The organism is Citrobacter sp. KH_055_1, assembly GCF_057838705.1.
Window position 1 is genome coordinate 2,904,801 of record NZ_CM174473.1, and the last position, 15,950, is coordinate 2,920,750.

The following is a 15,950-nucleotide window of genomic DNA, read 5'->3' on the forward strand; positions in this document are numbered from 1 at the left end:
TATTCCTGCACGGAATAAGGTTTAACTCACTAACTGCAGTTCACGGTTTTCCAGTGCCGGGCTACCGACAAGCGACAACAGGATCTCTTTCACCGCCTGAGCCTGAGGCGATAAACTCCCCCTGGCCGACACGTTCAACGATAACGGCAAACTCATCGATGGGGTGGTAATACGCGCCATCCAGCCATTTGCCGCATTGCAGAGTGAACGAGCAGCGGACTCCGGTAAAACAGTCACCCCCATGCCACTGGCAATCGCTGCGGTTAAGGTGGAAATAGACTCAATTTCCCCAATCACTTTGGCCGTTAAACGGCGTAATGAAAATGCTTCATCTACACGTAAACGCACCGCGCTGTAATCCCGGGGAAGAAACAGATTCATCTGGGCTACAGCGGCTAAATCAACACTTTGCCCTGGACAATCTCGTGTGCCGACAAGGAAAAGATCCTCTTTTAGCAATGGCTGGCTAGTAATACCTGCGATCGGAGAACGTTCGTAGAGTACGGCCATGTCGAGCTGACCACTGAGCAACTTTTCGTTTAGCGCCGCTCCACTGTTCTCATGCAGGTAGATCAACACCTCTGGCAGTTCGGCGCGCACGGTCTGTAATAACGGCATGGTGATAGATGACGCTGCCGTCCCGGGGGCAAGGCCAATAGACACCTGGCCGCTCAAGGTCTGTCCGATATTACTGACGGCAAGCTGCGCCTGCTCGCACTGCCGCAAAATCGTGCGGGCGTGGGTATAAAGCACCTTTCCAGCGTCAGTCGGTGTCACGCCGCGCTTAGTACGAATCAGCAACTGTTGATCCAGTTCGCCTTCCAGCGTAGCAACCTGTTGGCTCAACGCGGGTTGCGCAATATGCAACACTTCCGCTGCCTGGGTCAGGCTACCAATATCGACGATTTTTACGAAATATTTCAGCCGTCTGAAGTTCATTTTGCCTCCTGTCGGAATACCAGAACCCGTGCTGGCAGTCATGTTCATCAGGTTTGCAAAATGCTTGCCAGTTTCGAGTGAGTACGGGCCACAGCGCTCAGTGCCCGTAAAACAAGGCCTGGAGGTCAATGATAAATATTCTTTACCCTGGCAGCCGTCTTTTCCTCTGCCCCACCACATGCTGTGGCGCACCAGAATAGGGCAACAATCTAAAAAGCGGGAAAGATCGCCGCTTTGTTGATTTTGTCAGCAAACAAACTCGCAATTGCATTTACCCCTTTGACAACACCCGCGCCCCTCGCTAATATGCGCCTCGTTCACACGATTCCTCTGTAGTTCAGTCGGTAGAACGGCGGACTGTTAATCCGTATGTCACTGGTTCGAGTCCAGTCAGAGGAGCCAAATTTAAGAAGCCTGCTTAGGAAACTAAGCAGGCTTTTTGTTTTTCTACTTTCTCTTTCGTCCTATTTGTCATCTTACTCCGTTGTAACAGATAAAATCGTTTTCTCTTCCCGCCTGTCGCGGTAGTCTCATCACAGTCGCTAATATATCGACTGCAATGTGCGTAACCTTATTCCAATACTAATAACAAAAAATCAGTACAGACAGGATAGCTATGGATTCCACCCTCATCTCCGCGAGTCCTCAGGAGGACTCCTCTTTACATCATCGCGATCGCGCTCGACGTGCCGCACTGGGCAGCTTCGCCGGTGCCGTGGTCGATTGGTATGATTTTCTTCTGTATGGCATCACCGCCGCGTTAGTCTTTAACCGCGAGTTTTTCCCGCAAGTCAGCCCGGCGATGGGCACGCTCGCGGCCTTTGCCACCTTTGGTGTCGGATTTTTATTCCGCCCATTAGGCGGAGTTATCTTCGGTCACTTCGGCGATCGTCTTGGCCGCAAACGTATGCTGATGCTTACCGTCTGGGTGATGGGTATTGCCACGGCGTTGATTGGCATCATCCCCTCTTTTGACACTATCGGTTGGTGGGCTCCAGTACTGCTGGTAACACTACGCGCCATTCAGGGTTTTGCCGTCGGCGGCGAATGGGGCGGCGCGGCGTTACTCTCTGTCGAAAGCGCGCCAAAAAATAAAAAAGCCTTCTACAGCAGCGGCGTGCAGGTGGGTTATGGCGTTGGCCTATTGCTCTCGACCGGATTGGTTTCGCTGATCAGTTCGCAAACAACCGATGAGCAGTTCCTGAGTTGGGGCTGGCGCATCCCATTCCTGTTCAGCATCGTGCTGGTACTTGGTGCATTATGGATGCGTAACCGCATGGATGAATCAGCTGAGTTCGAGCAGCAAAAACAGGAACCTCTGCCCGAGAAAAAGCGGCTGCCGGTCGTTGAGGCGTTAATCCGCCATCCGGGCGCATTTTTAAAGATAATCGCCCTGCGCCTGTGTGAGCTGCTGACCATGTATATCGTCACCGCGTTTGCACTCAACTATTCCACGCAAAATCTGGGTCTACCGCGCGAGCTATTTCTGAATATCGGTCTGTTAGTTGGTGGGTTGAGCTGTCTGACCATCCCCTGTTTCGCCTGGCTTGCTGACCGCTTCGGCCGCCGACGGGTCTACATTACCGGCGCTCTGGTCGGCACGCTCTGTGCCTTTCCGTTCTTTATGGCCCTTGAGGCACAGTCTATCTTTTGGATTGTATTCTTCGCCATTATGCTGGCAAACATCGCCCACGACATGGTGGTCTGCGTGCAACAGCCAATGTTTACCGGGTTGTTTGGCGCCAGTTACCGTTACAGCGGTGCTGGCGTTGGCTATCAGGTAGCCAGCGTCGTTGGCGGCGGCTTTACCCCGTTTATTGCCGCGGCACTGGTGACCTTCTCGGGCGGAAACTGGCACAGCGTAGCCATATACCTAATGGCGGGGTGTCTTATTTCTGCCGCGACCGCAATTCTGATGAAAGATAAACCACACGGCTAAGCCGTTCTGCGAAGGCCGTTCGGCCTTCGCAGATTCTTCCTTAACGTCTGACTTTTGTTTCACATTCCTGTGACATACTATCGGGAGAGCAGCACATCTGTGGAACAAGGAGACAGACATGAACAATAAGGGCTCCAGCCTGACCCCGGCTCAGGCACTGGATAAACTGGACGCATTGTATGAGCAATCAGTTAAGGCTCTGCGTAGCGCCATTGGCAAGTACATTGAAACCGGGACGCTTCCTGACATCATCGCCCGAGATAAAGGTCTTTTTGTTTACCCTTCACTTTCTGTGACCTGGGATGGCAGCGCAACGAATCCTCCAAAAACACGCGCCTATGGCCGTTTTACCCATGCTGGCTGCTATACCACGACCATTACTCGCCCGTCTCTGTTCCGACCTTATCTTGAAGAACAGCTCACCCTGCTGTACCAGGATTACGATGCGCATATCTCTGTCGAACCGTCCCAGCACGAGATCCCCTACCCCTACGTGATAGACGGTTCTGAGTTGACGCTCGACCGCTCCATGAGCGCCGGATTAACGCGCCATTTCCCCACTACCGAACTGTCGCAGATTGGCGATGAAACCGCGGATGGAACATTTCACCCGGCAGAATTTTCTCCCCTGTCGCACTTCGACGCCCGACGCGTTGATTTTTCACTTGCACGCCTGCGCCATTACACCGGCACACCGGTAGAACATTTTCAGCCCTTCGTACTGTTCACCAACTACACTCGCTATGTCGATGAGTTTGTGCGCTGGGGCTGTAGCCAGATCCTCGACCCGGACAGTCCGTATATTGCGCTGTCATGCGCAGGTGGAATTTGGATTACCGCAGAAACTGAGGCACCGGAAGAGGCTATTTCCGATCTTGCCTGGAAGAAGCACCAGATGCCCGCCTGGCATTTAATCACCGCCGACGGTCAGGGGATCACACTGGTGAATATCGGCGTTGGCCCGTCAAACGCCAAAACCATTTGCGATCACCTGGCGGTCCTGCGTCCTGACGTCTGGCTAATGATTGGGCACTGTGGTGGCCTGCGTGAGAGCCAGGCCATAGGTGATTACGTTCTCGCCCACGCCTACCTACGCGACGACCACGTGCTGGATGCCGTACTGCCGCCAGATATTCCGATTCCGAGCATCGCCGAAGTCCAGCGCGCGCTGTATGACGCGACCAAAGAGGTCAGCGGCATGCCCGGTGAAGAGGTCAAACAGCGACTGCGTACCGGCACCGTCGTCACCACTGACGACCGTAACTGGGAGCTACGCTATTCTGCCTCTGCGCTGCGTTTTAACCTCAGTCGTGCCGTCGCTATCGATATGGAGAGCGCCACGATTGCCGCGCAGGGTTACCGTTTCCGCGTACCTTACGGCACCCTGCTTTGCGTCTCCGATAAACCGCTGCACGGAGAGATTAAACTGCCAGGCCAGGCCAACCGTTTTTATGAAGGTGCAATTTCCGAGCATCTGCAAATCGGTATTCGGGCAATCGATCGGCTTCGCGCCGAAGGCGATCGCCTGCATTCCCGCAAACTACGTACGTTCAACGAACCGCCGTTCCGTTAAGGCCTGAAGGTAACTATGCATAACTCAACGCCCCTTTCCGCCCTGCGCAATCTCCTGTTAGCACAGGGACTGGATGGTATGATTGTTCCACGCGCCGATGCTCATCAGAGTGAGGATTGCACACCACACGACAATAAACTGGCCTGGCTTACCGGCTTTAGCGGCTCAGCCGGTCTGGCACTGGTGCTTCGCGATCGCGCATTGATGTTTGTCGATGGACGTTACCAGGTCCAGGTCCGTAACGAAGTCTCCCTGGACGATTTCGAGATTCATCATTTACACGACGAGCCGCTAGCCGATTATTTGCAGACGCATGTGCCAGCAGGTACCCGCATTGGCTTTGAGCCTCTGCTGATGGTCAACAGCCAGTTTGAGGCGCTTTCGGCCACTCATTGCGAACTGGTCGCGCTGGAAACCGACCCCTTCGATACAGTTTGGCTCGACCGTCCGGCTGCCCCCTGCGGCATCATCCGCGAAATGCCCATTGAGATCAGCGGCGAAAGCAGTGCGCAGAAACGCGCACGGATCGTCGAGCAACTTGCTCAGCATCAGGCTGACTTCCTGGCAATCACCCTGCCCGATAACATCGCCTGGCTGCTCAATGTGCGCGGTTCAGATCTCAATATGGTTCCGGTGCCTTTTTCGTTTGCCTTGCTGCATCGCAGTGGTGAACTGGAGTGGTTCGTGGATGCCAACAAAACGCAGCAGTTACCCGAAGCGCTACTGAACGCATTAACGATTTCGCCACAAGAGGATTTTCTGTCTCGCTGCCAGCAACTTGCCCACGGGAAACGCTTCCTGGTCGATAAAGACTATGCACCAGTTGCACTGCGATTCGCCATTGAACAGCACGGCGGCGAACTCCTCTGGGCACCCGATCCCATAACGCTTATCAAAGCACATAAAAATGACACAGAACTAGCGGGTTATCGCGAATGTCATGAGCAGGATGGTGTCGCTTGGGTGAACTTCCTCGCCTGGCTGGCGCATGAAGTCCCCTTACGTGAGGCGGCGGGTAATCCGGTAACCGAACTGGAAGCCCAGGAAAAACAGTTGGCGTTTCGCCAGCAGCAGCCTGGGTTTATTGAACAAAGTTTTGGTACGATCTCAGCATCAGCCAGCAATGCGGCAATGTGTCATTATCATTCCAGCGAAAAAACCAATACCCCCATCACCTCTCAGGCGATGTATTTAAATGATTCTGGTGGTCAGTATCAGAACGGCACTACGGATACAACGCGCACCCTCGCCTTTGGCCCGCAGGATCCACAGCGTCGACTGCATTACACTGCAGTGCTGAAAGGCTTTTTATCGCTGATCACGTTGCAATTCCCGAGCGGTACTCAGGGGCATCAACTGGATGCGTTTAGCCGTCGGGCACTTTGGGCGCTGGGCCTGGATTACGATCATGGCACCGGCCACGGTGTCGGACATCAGTTGTTGATCCACGAGCAGCCGCACCGCATTGCGAAGAAAGTGAATCCCTGGCCTCTGGTTGCGGGCAACATTATCACCATCGAACCAGGATATTATCTGGCCGGACAATACGGTATCCGCATTGAGAATCAGGTGGAAATTATCGACAGTCGCCCTGGCTTTTGCCGCTTCTCCACGTTGACGCTGGTGCCTATTGATTTGAATCTGGTTGAGTTGCATCTGCTGAGCGAGAGCGAAAAGCAGTGGATTGATGATTACCATCAGCAAGTCAGAGAAACCTTGTCACCGCGCGTAAACAGTGATGCTCGTCCATGGCTATTTGCTGCCACCGCGCCGATTCGTGTTCAGGCCAATTAATGCATTAAAAAAGGCAGCCCGCAGGCTGCCTTAGTTCTCCCCAACATCTTACGGCTTAACTGTTACGGATGTATTCATCCATTTCAGTTTTCAGGTTATCGGACTTGGTGCCGAAAATAGCCTGAACACCAGAACCCGCAACCACCACGCCTGCTGCACCCAGTTTCTTCAGGCCAGCCTGATCCACTTTGGCGACATCAGCCACGCTGACACGCAGACGCGTAATGCACGCATCGAGGTTAGTGATGTTTTCTTTTCCGCCGAAAGCAGCAACTAAGGCCGGAGCCATTTCACCCGTTGCGCCCGCTTTGCTGTCTTCAGTCGCGTCTTCACGACCCGGGGTTTTCAGGTCCAGCGCTTTGATCAGCACACGGAAGATGGTGTAGTAGGCGATAGCATAGCCAGCACCGACAATTGGGAACAGCCACAGTTTACTGCTGTTACCGGACAGAACGATAAAGTCGATCAGACCATGAGAGAACGACGTACCGTCACGCATACCCAGCAGGATACAGATCGGGAATGCCAGGCCTGCCAGAATCGCGTGGATGATGTACAGGATCGGCGCCACGAACATGAAGGAGAACTCGATCGGCTCGGTAATACCGGTCAGGAACGAGGTCAGCGCCGCGGAGATCATGATACCGCCCACTTTCGCGCGGTTTTCTGGTTTTGCAGAATGCCAGATAGCAATAGCGGCAGCCGGCAGACCGTACATTTTGAACAGGAAGCCACCAGACAGCATGCCCGCAGTCGGGTCACCCGCCATATAGCGAGGGATATCGCCGTGGAACACCTGGCCCGCAGCGTTGGTGTATTCGCCAATCTGCATCTGGAATGGAACGTTCCAGATATGGTGCAGACCAAACGGTACCAGGCAGCGTTCAATGAAGCCGTAGATACCGAACGCCACAACCGGGTTCTGGTATGCAGCCCATTGGGAGAATGTCTGGATAGCAGTACCGATCGGCGGCCAAATAAAGGACAGGACCACACCCGTAAAGATGGCAGCCAGACCAGAAATAATTGGAACGAAGCGCTTACCGGCAAAGAAGCCAAGATACTCAGGCAGTTTGATACGGTAGAAACGGTTGAACATATACGCTGCTATCGCACCGGAGATAATCCCCCCGAGAACACCCGTATCAGCAAGGTGTTTAGCTGCGATCTCTTCAGCAGGTAAATGCAGAACCAGCGGCGCAACCACAGCCATGGTCTTGACCATGATGCCGTAGGCAACCACTGAAGCCAGTGCGGAAACACCGTCATTGTTGGTGAAGCCTAACGCGACACCGATGGCAAAAATCAACGGCATGTTTGCAAAAACAGAACCGCCTGCTTCTGCCATAACGTGCGATACAACGGCTGGCAGCCAGCTGAAGTTAGCGGAACCGACGCCCAGCAGGATACCTGCGATCGGGAGTACGGATACCGGCAGCATCAGCGATTTACCGACCTTTTGCAGGTTAGCAAATGCATTCTTAAACATAATTAGGAGTGCTCCTGAGTATTTGTGCTTATACACTTTATCCTTCAAACCGCCTCAGCGTTGGCTGCGCTCGTTCATCCCAGTCACTTACTTAAGTAAGCTCCTGCAATTCACTCACTTGCCGCCTTGATGCTGCTTGAATGATTTTGCGTATTCTACGTTCTCACGCATTGGCGAGGGGGGAGAACCTCGCCGTGAACAGGGCATCTAAGTACCCTTTATTTATTACACAGAGTAAAATAATTCAGCTTATTTTTGTTTGACGGCTATCACAATTCAGCTGTGGATAGCCGTAAAATTCGCACAATCCGATAAAATGAGTATCTGAATGTGTCTAACTGGTTATTCACCGCCCATTTTATGGCGGTGAACTTTACTCGGTTTACTTATTAATTACGAGCTTTAAAAAAACTCAATTAACGGATAGATTGCAGGCGCGAAGCGTTGATGTGAAACAGGCGGGCAAAGTTATCAGTGGTGATTTGCGCCAGTTCTTCAACGGCAACACCTTTCAATACGGCCATATACTCTGCGACATCACGAACCATGGCGGGCTGGTTCTCTTTACCACGATGCGGTACCGGCGCAAGGTACGGAGAGTCAGTCTCAACTAACAAGCGATCCAAAGGAACATAGCGCGCGGCGTCGCGTAACTGTTCGGCGTTACGGAACGTGACGATGCCGGAAAAAGAGATATAGAATCCGAGATCCAGCAATTTGCCCGCAGTTTCCCTGTCCTCTGTAAAACAGTGTAGTACGCCGCCACAATCCGTCACGTTTTCTTCTCGCAGAATCGATAGCGTATCGGCTCGCGCATCACGGGTATGGACGATCACTGGTTTTTGCAGTTCGCGGCCAATCTGAATGTGATGAATGAACGACTCCTGCTGACGCACTTTGGTTTCCGGGGTGTAGAAATAGTCCAGCCCGGTTTCCCCCATCGCCACCACGCCGTCTTCCGCGGCAAAGCGACGCAGGTCTTCTACATCATAGGTTTCATCCTGATTTAACGGATGTACACCGCAGGAGAACACCACATTATCGCGCTCGCCAACCAGGTCGCGCATATTGCGGTATCCGGGTAAGGTGGTCGCTACGGCAAGACAAAACTTCACATCACGCGCTGCCGCTTTCGCCAGCACGTCATCCACGTCCTTATGCAGAGATTGATAATCCAGGCCATCAAGATGGCAGTGTGAGTCGACTAAAAACATAATGTCTCTCTCAAAGATGGGGAACAGGCAGTACGGCGCCTGGTTGCAGGTAATGCTCAATACGCAGGATAAGATCGGTTAATACCAGTTCACGATTGACACCCGTCACGTTGAGCAGTTGCTGACGGCAGTGGCATACATCACCCAGCATCGCCTGAATCTGCGCCACGGAGAACCGTTCAGCAATGGATGAAATCAACGCCAGTGCATCAGGGTTAGTTAAATGGGCAGCACCATACGGACGTTTGAGCGCATCCGTAAACAGCGTTGCCAGCCAGTGTAAGCGGGCTGCAGCTTGTTCATGGTTGAGCGCCGCCAGCAGCTGATACCAGTCGCCGGAATGCAAGGTGTTCGCCAGTGCCGCGCAAAAATCGCTACGGTGCGCCCAGCTTTCTGCCTGAAGCAACATTAGTGCCGCCCCAGGAGACCCGGCGCTCAGGCGTAGTGCGCTAAGAAGTGCATCCTGCGGGGCAGTCACTTCGCGGGCCAACCAGGAAACCGCATACGATTCCTCCGGGGGAGCAAGGTGATGCAATCGACAACGGCTGCGTAATGTGGCAAGTAAGCGTGCCGGCTCGGTAGTAGCCAGGAAAAACCACGTTTGCGCCGGCGGCTCTTCTAACGTCTTTAGCAGGGCATTGGCTGCCGCATCCGTTAACTGGGCAGCATCGGGGATCCACACCACTTTGGCACCGCCCAGACGCGAATGTTCGTACAGCTTTTCAGTGACTTCACGCACCGCGTCAACACCCAGCGTGTTCTTTCCTTTTTCCGGCAGCAGAGAATAATAGTCAGGATGCGTTCCTGCCTGCATCAACTGGCAACCACGGCAACGTCCGCAGCTTTTATGCCCTTCCGGCTGCTGGCACATCAGATAGCGACTCAGGGCGTAAATCAGCGCGTCGTCACCCATACCGGGTAACGCCTGAATCAGTAACGCATGGTGACCGCGACCCGCCTGGTAACTGGCGACAAGTTTTTCAAAATCGGGTCGTAACCATGGATACCATTTCATGCGCCCTGCTCCTGTACCCAGTGGGTAATGGTGCTACGGATATCATTCATGACAGCTTCAAGCGGCTGCGTGGCATCTATGGTACGGATACTGGGATCTATCGCCGCCAGTTCCAGATAGCGGGCACGGGTGCGATTAAAGAAGTCAAAAGACTCCTGTTCAATGCGGTCCAGCTCACCACGAGCACGGGCACGCTTTAAACCCACTTCAGGCGTCACATCCAGATAGAGCGTCAGGTCCGGGCGAAAATCACCGAGTACCGCATCACGCAGAGTGGCCAGCATCGTTTGGTCGATGCCACGGCCACCGCCCTGATAGGCCTGGGTCGACAGATCGTGACGGTCGCCAATCACCCAGGCACCTTTTGCCAACGCAGGCTTAATGACGGTTTCGACCAGCTGAACACGTGCGGCGTAGAACATCAGCACTTCCGCTTTATCGGTAATCACTTCGTCACCGACCGACTTGATGTCCAGCACCAGGCTTCTTAATTTCTCTGCCAGCTGGGTCCCACCTGGCTCGCGGGTAAACACCATGTCGCGGATACCGAGTTGCTCAAGTGTCTCCACCACTACATCCCGCGCGGTAGTTTTTCCGGCGCCTTCCAGGCCCTCGATGACGATATAATTACTGCCCATTTTTTTCCTTAAGCACTTTCAGATAATCCTGCACAGATCGGTTGTGGCTGGCAAGATTGGTATTAAACGTGTGACCACCTTTACCGTCAGCCACGAAATAGAGATACGGTGTTTTTGCCGGATGCGCGGCGGCCTGCAATGAGGCTTCGCCCGGCATAGCAATCGGGCCTGGCGGCAGCCCGGTAATGGTGTAGGTGTTATACGCAGTCGGCGTTTCCAGGTCGGCGCGCGACAATTTACCATTATACCGTGTGCCCATCCCGTAAATCACGGTCGGATCGGTCTGTAAGCGCATGCCAATACGTAAACGGTTTATAAACACCGAGGCCACCTGATCGCGCTCGCTGGCCACAGCGGTTTCTTTTTCAATAATAGAGGCCATGGTCACCAGCTGATTTTTGTCGGTATACGGTAGACCTTCGGCACGCCCTTCCCAGGCAGTATCAACAGCTTTGACCATTTTCTGGTGCGCACGCTTCAGCAGCGCCACATCCGAGGTGTTGGCGGTATACATCCAGGTATCCGGCCAGAACCAGCCTTCCACCCATTCCGGGTTCTCCAGCTTCAGCGCCTCGGCAACGGTAGCATAGTTGTCGTCGCTCAATGTGTGCTTGATATAGGGCGCATCGCGCAGCTGTTTAAGGTAATCACTCAGGCGCATGCCCTCAACCAGACGTAATGGGAACTGTGCTTCTTTTCCGCTTTCCAGCAGTTGCAACATTTCCCGTACGGTCATATCAGGCGTCAACCGGTAGGTCCCGGCTTTAAAATGCGAAAGGTCGGGTTCAATACGCAGTAACCACTGGAATACGCGTGGACGATTAATCACCTTATCTGCATACAGCTGCTCACCCAGAGCCAGACGACCCGTGCCCGCTTTCAGCGTAAAAATCGTTTCATCTTTAATCAATAATTTACTGTCCGCCAGATGGCGAACTTTCCACATTCCCACACCCGTGGCAATGCCCAGCACAACCAGCAATAAAAGAACAACGCGTAACAATTTTTTCATGACTAATTTGGGTGCTCACAAAGTGGGGCTAAAAAATCGAATAACAAACGTGAAGACAACATCCTGTCACCACAGGCACGCACGGGAACCACCGGCATTAATGCATTACAGACAACCATCTCATCCGCCTGCATCACGTCCTCTTCCCGCGCATACACGTCGACAATCTTGAACGGTGATTGTGCCAGCATCCGCATACAGAATTGTCGCATAATGCCGTTCACGCCAGCCTGATCCAGTCGAGGGGTATAAACGACATCGTCTTTACGCCAGAACACATTAGCCGCACAGCATTCCGTAACCCATCCCTCACTGTCAAGAACCAGCGCTTCATCGGCGTCTGTCTGCTCAAGATGAGAACGAATCAGCACCTGCTCCAGTCGGTTCAAGTGTTTAATTCCGGCAAGCATCGGATTGCGCCCCAGACGCACAGGACTTACAGCCAGAACAATCCCATCGTTCTGCCAACGAGCGTAATGTGTGGGAAAGGCAGAAGTAGAGAGAATACGCGTAGGCGAATGACAGTTCGCGCCACTATAGCCCCTGCCCCCGCTACCACGACTGATGATCACTTTCAGTACACCACGTGTATGCCCGACCGCCAGCATTTGCATTTCATCTTGCAGTTCTGACCACTTATCGAAGGGGATCAGCAATTTTTTGCATGCGTCGTCTAAACGCTGGAGATGCGCCGAAAGAAAACACACATTACCATCGACAATTCGCGCAGTGGTAAAACATCCGTCACCAAACTGCGTCGCACGATCGCTTGCAACCAACGTGCCCTGCTCACGGCCATTAATTAAGAACATGGTGGCTCCTTATTCGTGGTCCGCTAGTTTGGCAGGATGCCAAAGCCAGGACAAGGTCGAAAAATCGAATAAAAAAAGGCCCGCAAGCGGACCTTTTTTATGACGCCAGGTAAGTTACCTGCGGGACTTAGATCTTTTTAAAGATCACCGAACCGTTAGTACCACCAAAGCCGAAGGAGTTACAAAGAGCATATTCCATGCCGCTGACCTGACGTGCTTCGTGCGGAACAAAGTCCAGGTCACAACCTTCATCCGGGTTATCCAGGTTGATGGTTGGTGGAACCGCCTGATCGCGCAGCGCCAGAATAGAGAAAATAGACTCTACCGCGCCCGCCGCACCCAACAGGTGTCCGGTCATGGATTTGGTCGAACTGACCATCACGCTACGTGCCGCATCACCAAAGACAGATTTCACTGCCTGAGTTTCCGCTTTATCGCCTGCTGGTGTAGACGTGCCATGTGCGTTGACATAGGCAATCTGACCGGGTTCGATAGCCGCGTCACGTAATGCGTTGACCATCGCCAGTGCAGCACCCGCGCCGTTTTCCGGCGGCGAAGTCATATGGTAAGCATCGCTGCTCATCCCAAAACCGACCACTTCAGCGTAAATTTTTGCACCACGCGCTTTTGCATGCTCGTACTCTTCCAGTACCACCATACCTGCGCCGTCGCCCAGCACAAAACCGTCACGCTCTTTGTCCCACGGGCGGCTTGCCGCTTGCGGGTTATCATTACGCGTAGACAGCGCACGTGCTGCGCCAAAACCACCCACACCCAGCGGTGTACTGGCTTTTTCAGCACCACCCGCAACCATCGCGTCTGCGTCGCCGTATGCAATGATACGCGCGGCATGACCGATGTTATGCACGCCTGAAGTGCAGGCGGTAGCGATGGAGATGCTTGGCCCTTGCAGGCCGTACATGATGGTCAAGTGACCGGCCACCATGTTAACAATCGTCGACGGAACGAAGAATGGACTGATCTTACGTGGTCCACCGTTTACCAGCGAGGTATGGTTTTCTTCGATAAGACCGAGACCACCAATACCGGAGCCAATAGCGGCGCCAACACGGTGAGCGTTCTCTTCCGTAATTTCGAGACCAGAATCCTGCATGGCCTGAACGCCAGCGACAATTCCATATTGAATGAAGGCATCCATCTTGCGCTGTTCTTTGCGCGAGATAATGTCATCACAGTTAAAATCCTTTACTAAGCCAGCAAATTTCGTTGCATAGGCGCTAGTATCGAAATGGTCGATCAGGCTGATGCCACTCTGACCGGCAAGGAGAGCTTTCCAGGTAGACTCTACGGTATTGCCGACAGGAGACAACATGCCCAGTCCGGTCACAACTACACGACGCTTAGACACGGTTGTCCTCCAGGGAGGGAAAATAATTCAAGTGGGATAAAAAGATAAAACTCAGGCGGTCGAATGACCGCCTGGAGATGTTCACTTACGCCTGGTGACCGTTGATGTAATCAATGGCAGCCTGAACGGTAGTGATTTTCTCAGCTTCTTCGTCCGGAATCTCAGTATCAAACTCTTCTTCCAGAGCCATTACCAGCTCAACGGTGTCAAGAGAATCTGCGCCCAGGTCTTCAACGAAGGAAGCATTGTTGGTTACTTCTTCCTGCTTAACGCCCAGCTGTTCGCCGATAATTTTCTTAACGCGTTCTTCGATAGTGCTCATACTCTTAAATTTCCTATCAAAACTCGCTTTCGCGATGGTTTTCGTAGTGTATAAAATGTTGAAAAATTTGCAACTAAATCCCGGCAGGTCTTACCACGATTTTGCGTTATTTTGAGGGCATTCACCCTAATAACGCAAATTTTTTTATCTCGTGGTTAAACCATGTACATCCCGCCGTTGACATGCAAAGTCTCACCTGTGATGTAACTTGCTTCGTCAGAAGCTAAAAATGCAACCGCATTGGCGATTTCATTTGGGGAGCCAAGGCGCCCCGCAGGAACTGCCGCCAGCGTACCCGCACGCTGCTCATCAGTCAGCGCACGCGTCATGTCCGTTTCAATAAAGCCCGGAGCAACAACGTTTACAGTAATGCCACGAGACGCAACTTCACGTGCCAGTGATTTACTGAAGCCGATCAAACCCGCTTTCGCCGCAGCGTAGTTGGCCTGACCCGCATTTCCCATGGTACCAACCACAGAACCAATAGTGATAATACGACCATGACGCTTTTTCATCATAGCGCGCATTACCGCTTTTGACAGACGGAAAACAGATGACAGGTTGGTTTCGATGATATCGTTCCACTCGTCATCTTTCATGCGCATTAACAGGTTATCACGAGTAATCCCGGCATTATTAACCAGAATATCGACTTCCCCAAATTCTGCGCGAATATTTCCCAGAACAGATTCGATAGATGCAGGATCGGTCACATTCAACACCAGACCTTTACCATTTGCACCTAAGTAATCGCTAATGGCCTGCGCACCGCTTTCGCTGGTTGCAGTGCCGATCACTTTCGCGCCACGGGCAACGAGTGTTTCAGCAATTGCGCGGCCAATGCCACGGCTTGCACCGGTAACCAGCGCGATTTTTCCTTCAAAACTCATGGTTTTCCTCTTTTATTGCGCAAGCGCCGCAGTCAGCGCCGCCGGCTCATTCAATGCCGAAGCAGTCAGGGTATCAACAATACGTTTTGTCAGACCCGTGAGGACTTTACCCGGCCCCACTTCATACAGATGCTCTACGCCCTGGGACGCCATAAACTCGACGGTTTTGGTCCACTGAACCGGGCTGTACAGTTGGCGAACCAGCGCATCGCGGATCGCGTCTGCGTGGGTTTCGCACTTCACATCGACATTGTTCACAACCGGAACGGTCGGTGCATTAAAAGTGATCTTCTGCAGTTCAACGGCCAGTTTTTCTGCTGCTGGTTTCATCAACGCGCAGTGAGACGGCACGCTAACCGGCAGCGGCAGAGCACGTTTCGCACCTGCAGCTTTACATGCTGCACCTGCACGTTCTACGGCTTCTTTATGCCCGGCAATCACCACCTGGCCCGGTGAGTTAAAGTTAACCGGTGATACAACCTGACCTTCTGCTGACTCTTCACAGGCTTTCGCGATGGACGCATCGTCCAGGCCGATGATAGCAGACATGCCGCCCGTACCTTCCGGCACCGCTTCCTGCATGAATTTGCCACGCAGTTCAACCAGGCGTACGGCATCAGCAAAGTTGATGACACCCGCGCATACCAACGCGGAGTATTCACCCAGGCTATGCCCGGCCATCAGCGCAGGCGTTGCGCCACCCTGCTGCTGCCACACGCGGTACAATGCAACAGAGGCCGTTAACAGCGCTGGCTGCGTTTGCCAGGTTTTATTCAGTTCTTCTGCTGGTCCCTGCTGGGTAAGTGCCCACAGATCATAGCCCAGCGCAGCTGAAGCTTCAGCAAAAGTTTCTTCAACAATGGGGTAGGCTGCAGCCATTTCAGACAACATCCCAACGGTTTGAGATCCCTGACCCGGGAACACAAATGCAAATTGCGTCATGT

The 15,950-nt window shown here is 53.1% G+C and carries 14 protein-coding genes and 1 tRNA gene; 4 read left to right on the forward strand and 11 right to left on the reverse strand.

Annotation, left to right across the window (positions count from 1 at the left end; translation table 11 throughout):
* Nucleotides 1-21: 21 nt before the first annotated feature.
* Nucleotides 22-939 carry a nitrogen assimilation transcriptional regulator NAC gene (nac, locus tag AC3ITF_RS13830; RefSeq protein WP_115258850.1) on the reverse strand — a complete coding sequence of 306 codons (918 nt, stop codon included), beginning with the start codon at nucleotides 937-939 and terminating at the stop codon, nucleotides 22-24.
* Between the two features lie 326 nt (nucleotides 940-1,265).
* On the opposite strand from nac, the gene AC3ITF_RS13835 reads away from it, so the two are divergent.
* From AC3ITF_RS13835 to AC3ITF_RS13850, 4 genes are all read left to right on the forward strand, one after another.
* Nucleotides 1,266-1,341, forward strand: a tRNA-Asn gene (locus AC3ITF_RS13835).
* A gap of 214 nt (nucleotides 1,342-1,555) precedes the next feature.
* Complete coding sequence (gene shiA, locus AC3ITF_RS13840) at nucleotides 1,556-2,878, forward strand: shikimate transporter (RefSeq protein WP_096757535.1); 1,323 nt, start codon at nucleotides 1,556-1,558, stop codon at nucleotides 2,876-2,878.
* A 118-nt stretch (nucleotides 2,879-2,996) separates the two neighbouring features.
* Entirely contained in the window at nucleotides 2,997-4,451 is a 1,455-nt protein-coding gene (locus tag AC3ITF_RS13845) for an AMP nucleosidase (protein WP_115258852.1), read from the forward strand.
* Nucleotides 4,452-4,466: 15 nt separating this feature from the next.
* Complete coding sequence (locus AC3ITF_RS13850) at nucleotides 4,467-6,245, forward strand: aminopeptidase P family protein (RefSeq protein WP_489175760.1); 1,779 nt, start codon at nucleotides 4,467-4,469, stop codon at nucleotides 6,243-6,245.
* Between the two features lie 55 nt (nucleotides 6,246-6,300).
* Here the strand turns inward: AC3ITF_RS13850 and ptsG are convergent, their stop codons facing one another.
* The 10 genes from ptsG to fabD form a co-directional block, all read right to left on the reverse strand.
* Complete coding sequence (gene ptsG, locus AC3ITF_RS13855; RefSeq protein ID WP_096757538.1) at nucleotides 6,301-7,734, reverse strand: PTS glucose transporter subunit IIBC; 1,434 nt, start codon at nucleotides 7,732-7,734, stop codon at nucleotides 6,301-6,303.
* 416 nt (nucleotides 7,735-8,150) lie between these two features.
* Nucleotides 8,151-8,948 (reverse strand): metal-dependent hydrolase, encoded by a 798-nt coding sequence (locus tag AC3ITF_RS13860; protein WP_135912250.1) that lies wholly within the window; start codon nucleotides 8,946-8,948, stop codon nucleotides 8,151-8,153.
* Between the two features lie 10 nt (nucleotides 8,949-8,958).
* Nucleotides 8,959-9,963: a DNA polymerase III subunit delta' gene (holB, locus tag AC3ITF_RS13865; protein ID WP_115258855.1), complete on the reverse strand. Its 1,005-nt coding sequence runs from the start codon at nucleotides 9,961-9,963 to the stop codon at nucleotides 8,959-8,961.
* Nucleotides 9,960-10,601 (reverse strand): dTMP kinase, encoded by a 642-nt coding sequence (gene tmk, locus AC3ITF_RS13870; RefSeq protein ID WP_115258856.1) that lies wholly within the window; start codon nucleotides 10,599-10,601, stop codon nucleotides 9,960-9,962. Before tmk ends, holB begins: the two co-directional genes overlap by 4 nt.
* Nucleotides 10,591-11,613: a cell division protein YceG gene (gene yceG, locus AC3ITF_RS13875; protein WP_489175761.1), complete on the reverse strand. Its 1,023-nt coding sequence runs from the start codon at nucleotides 11,611-11,613 to the stop codon at nucleotides 10,591-10,593. The genes tmk and yceG overlap by 11 nt, the downstream gene beginning before the upstream one ends.
* A 2-nt stretch (nucleotides 11,614-11,615) precedes the next feature.
* A complete protein-coding gene (gene pabC / locus AC3ITF_RS13880) occupies nucleotides 11,616-12,425 on the reverse strand; it encodes an aminodeoxychorismate lyase (protein ID WP_096757543.1) in 810 nt (269 codons plus the stop codon).
* 127 nt (nucleotides 12,426-12,552) lie between these two features.
* Nucleotides 12,553-13,794 (reverse strand): beta-ketoacyl-ACP synthase II, encoded by a 1,242-nt coding sequence (gene fabF / locus AC3ITF_RS13885; RefSeq protein ID WP_115258859.1) that lies wholly within the window; start codon nucleotides 13,792-13,794, stop codon nucleotides 12,553-12,555.
* Between the two features lie 85 nt (nucleotides 13,795-13,879).
* Nucleotides 13,880-14,116 (reverse strand): acyl carrier protein, encoded by a 237-nt coding sequence (acpP, locus tag AC3ITF_RS13890; RefSeq protein ID WP_000103754.1) that lies wholly within the window; start codon nucleotides 14,114-14,116, stop codon nucleotides 13,880-13,882.
* Between the two features lie 155 nt (nucleotides 14,117-14,271).
* Complete coding sequence (gene fabG / locus AC3ITF_RS13895) at nucleotides 14,272-15,006, reverse strand: 3-oxoacyl-ACP reductase FabG (protein ID WP_096757545.1); 735 nt, start codon at nucleotides 15,004-15,006, stop codon at nucleotides 14,272-14,274.
* A gap of 12 nt (nucleotides 15,007-15,018) precedes the next feature.
* Nucleotides 15,019-15,948, reverse strand: coding sequence for an ACP S-malonyltransferase (gene fabD, locus AC3ITF_RS13900; RefSeq protein WP_096757546.1), 930 nt, complete (start codon nucleotides 15,946-15,948; stop codon nucleotides 15,019-15,021).
* Between the last annotated feature and the right edge of the window lie 2 nt (nucleotides 15,949-15,950).

What these genes read in the sequence shown, in the direction of transcription:
- holB (WP_115258855.1), bottom strand. Translation starts at nt 9,963, where the DNA reads ATGAAATGGTATCCATGGTTACGACCCGATTTTGAAAAACTTGTCGCC.
- AC3ITF_RS13845 (WP_115258852.1), top strand. Translation starts at nt 2,997, where the DNA reads ATGAACAATAAGGGCTCCAGCCTGACCCCGGCTCAGGCACTGGATAAA.
- acpP (WP_000103754.1), bottom strand. Translation starts at nt 14,116, where the DNA reads ATGAGCACTATCGAAGAACGCGTTAAGAAAATTATCGGCGAACAGCTG.
- ptsG (WP_096757538.1), bottom strand. Translation starts at nt 7,734, where the DNA reads ATGTTTAAGAATGCATTTGCTAACCTGCAAAAGGTCGGTAAATCGCTG.
- AC3ITF_RS13860 (WP_135912250.1), bottom strand. Translation starts at nt 8,948, where the DNA reads ATGTTTTTAGTCGACTCACACTGCCATCTTGATGGCCTGGATTATCAA.
- shiA (WP_096757535.1), top strand. Translation starts at nt 1,556, where the DNA reads ATGGATTCCACCCTCATCTCCGCGAGTCCTCAGGAGGACTCCTCTTTA.
- AC3ITF_RS13850 (WP_489175760.1), top strand. Translation starts at nt 4,467, where the DNA reads ATGCATAACTCAACGCCCCTTTCCGCCCTGCGCAATCTCCTGTTAGCA.
- nac (WP_115258850.1), bottom strand. Translation starts at nt 939, where the DNA reads ATGAACTTCAGACGGCTGAAATATTTCGTAAAAATCGTCGATATTGGT.
- tmk (WP_115258856.1), bottom strand. Translation starts at nt 10,601, where the DNA reads ATGGGCAGTAATTATATCGTCATCGAGGGCCTGGAAGGCGCCGGAAAA.
- fabD (WP_096757546.1), bottom strand. Translation starts at nt 15,948, where the DNA reads ATGACGCAATTTGCATTTGTGTTCCCGGGTCAGGGATCTCAAACCGTT.
- yceG (WP_489175761.1), bottom strand. Translation starts at nt 11,613, where the DNA reads ATGAAAAAATTGTTACGCGTTGTTCTTTTATTGCTGGTTGTGCTGGGC.
- pabC (WP_096757543.1), bottom strand. Translation starts at nt 12,425, where the DNA reads ATGTTCTTAATTAATGGCCGTGAGCAGGGCACGTTGGTTGCAAGCGAT.
- fabG (WP_096757545.1), bottom strand. Translation starts at nt 15,006, where the DNA reads ATGAGTTTTGAAGGAAAAATCGCGCTGGTTACCGGTGCAAGCCGTGGC.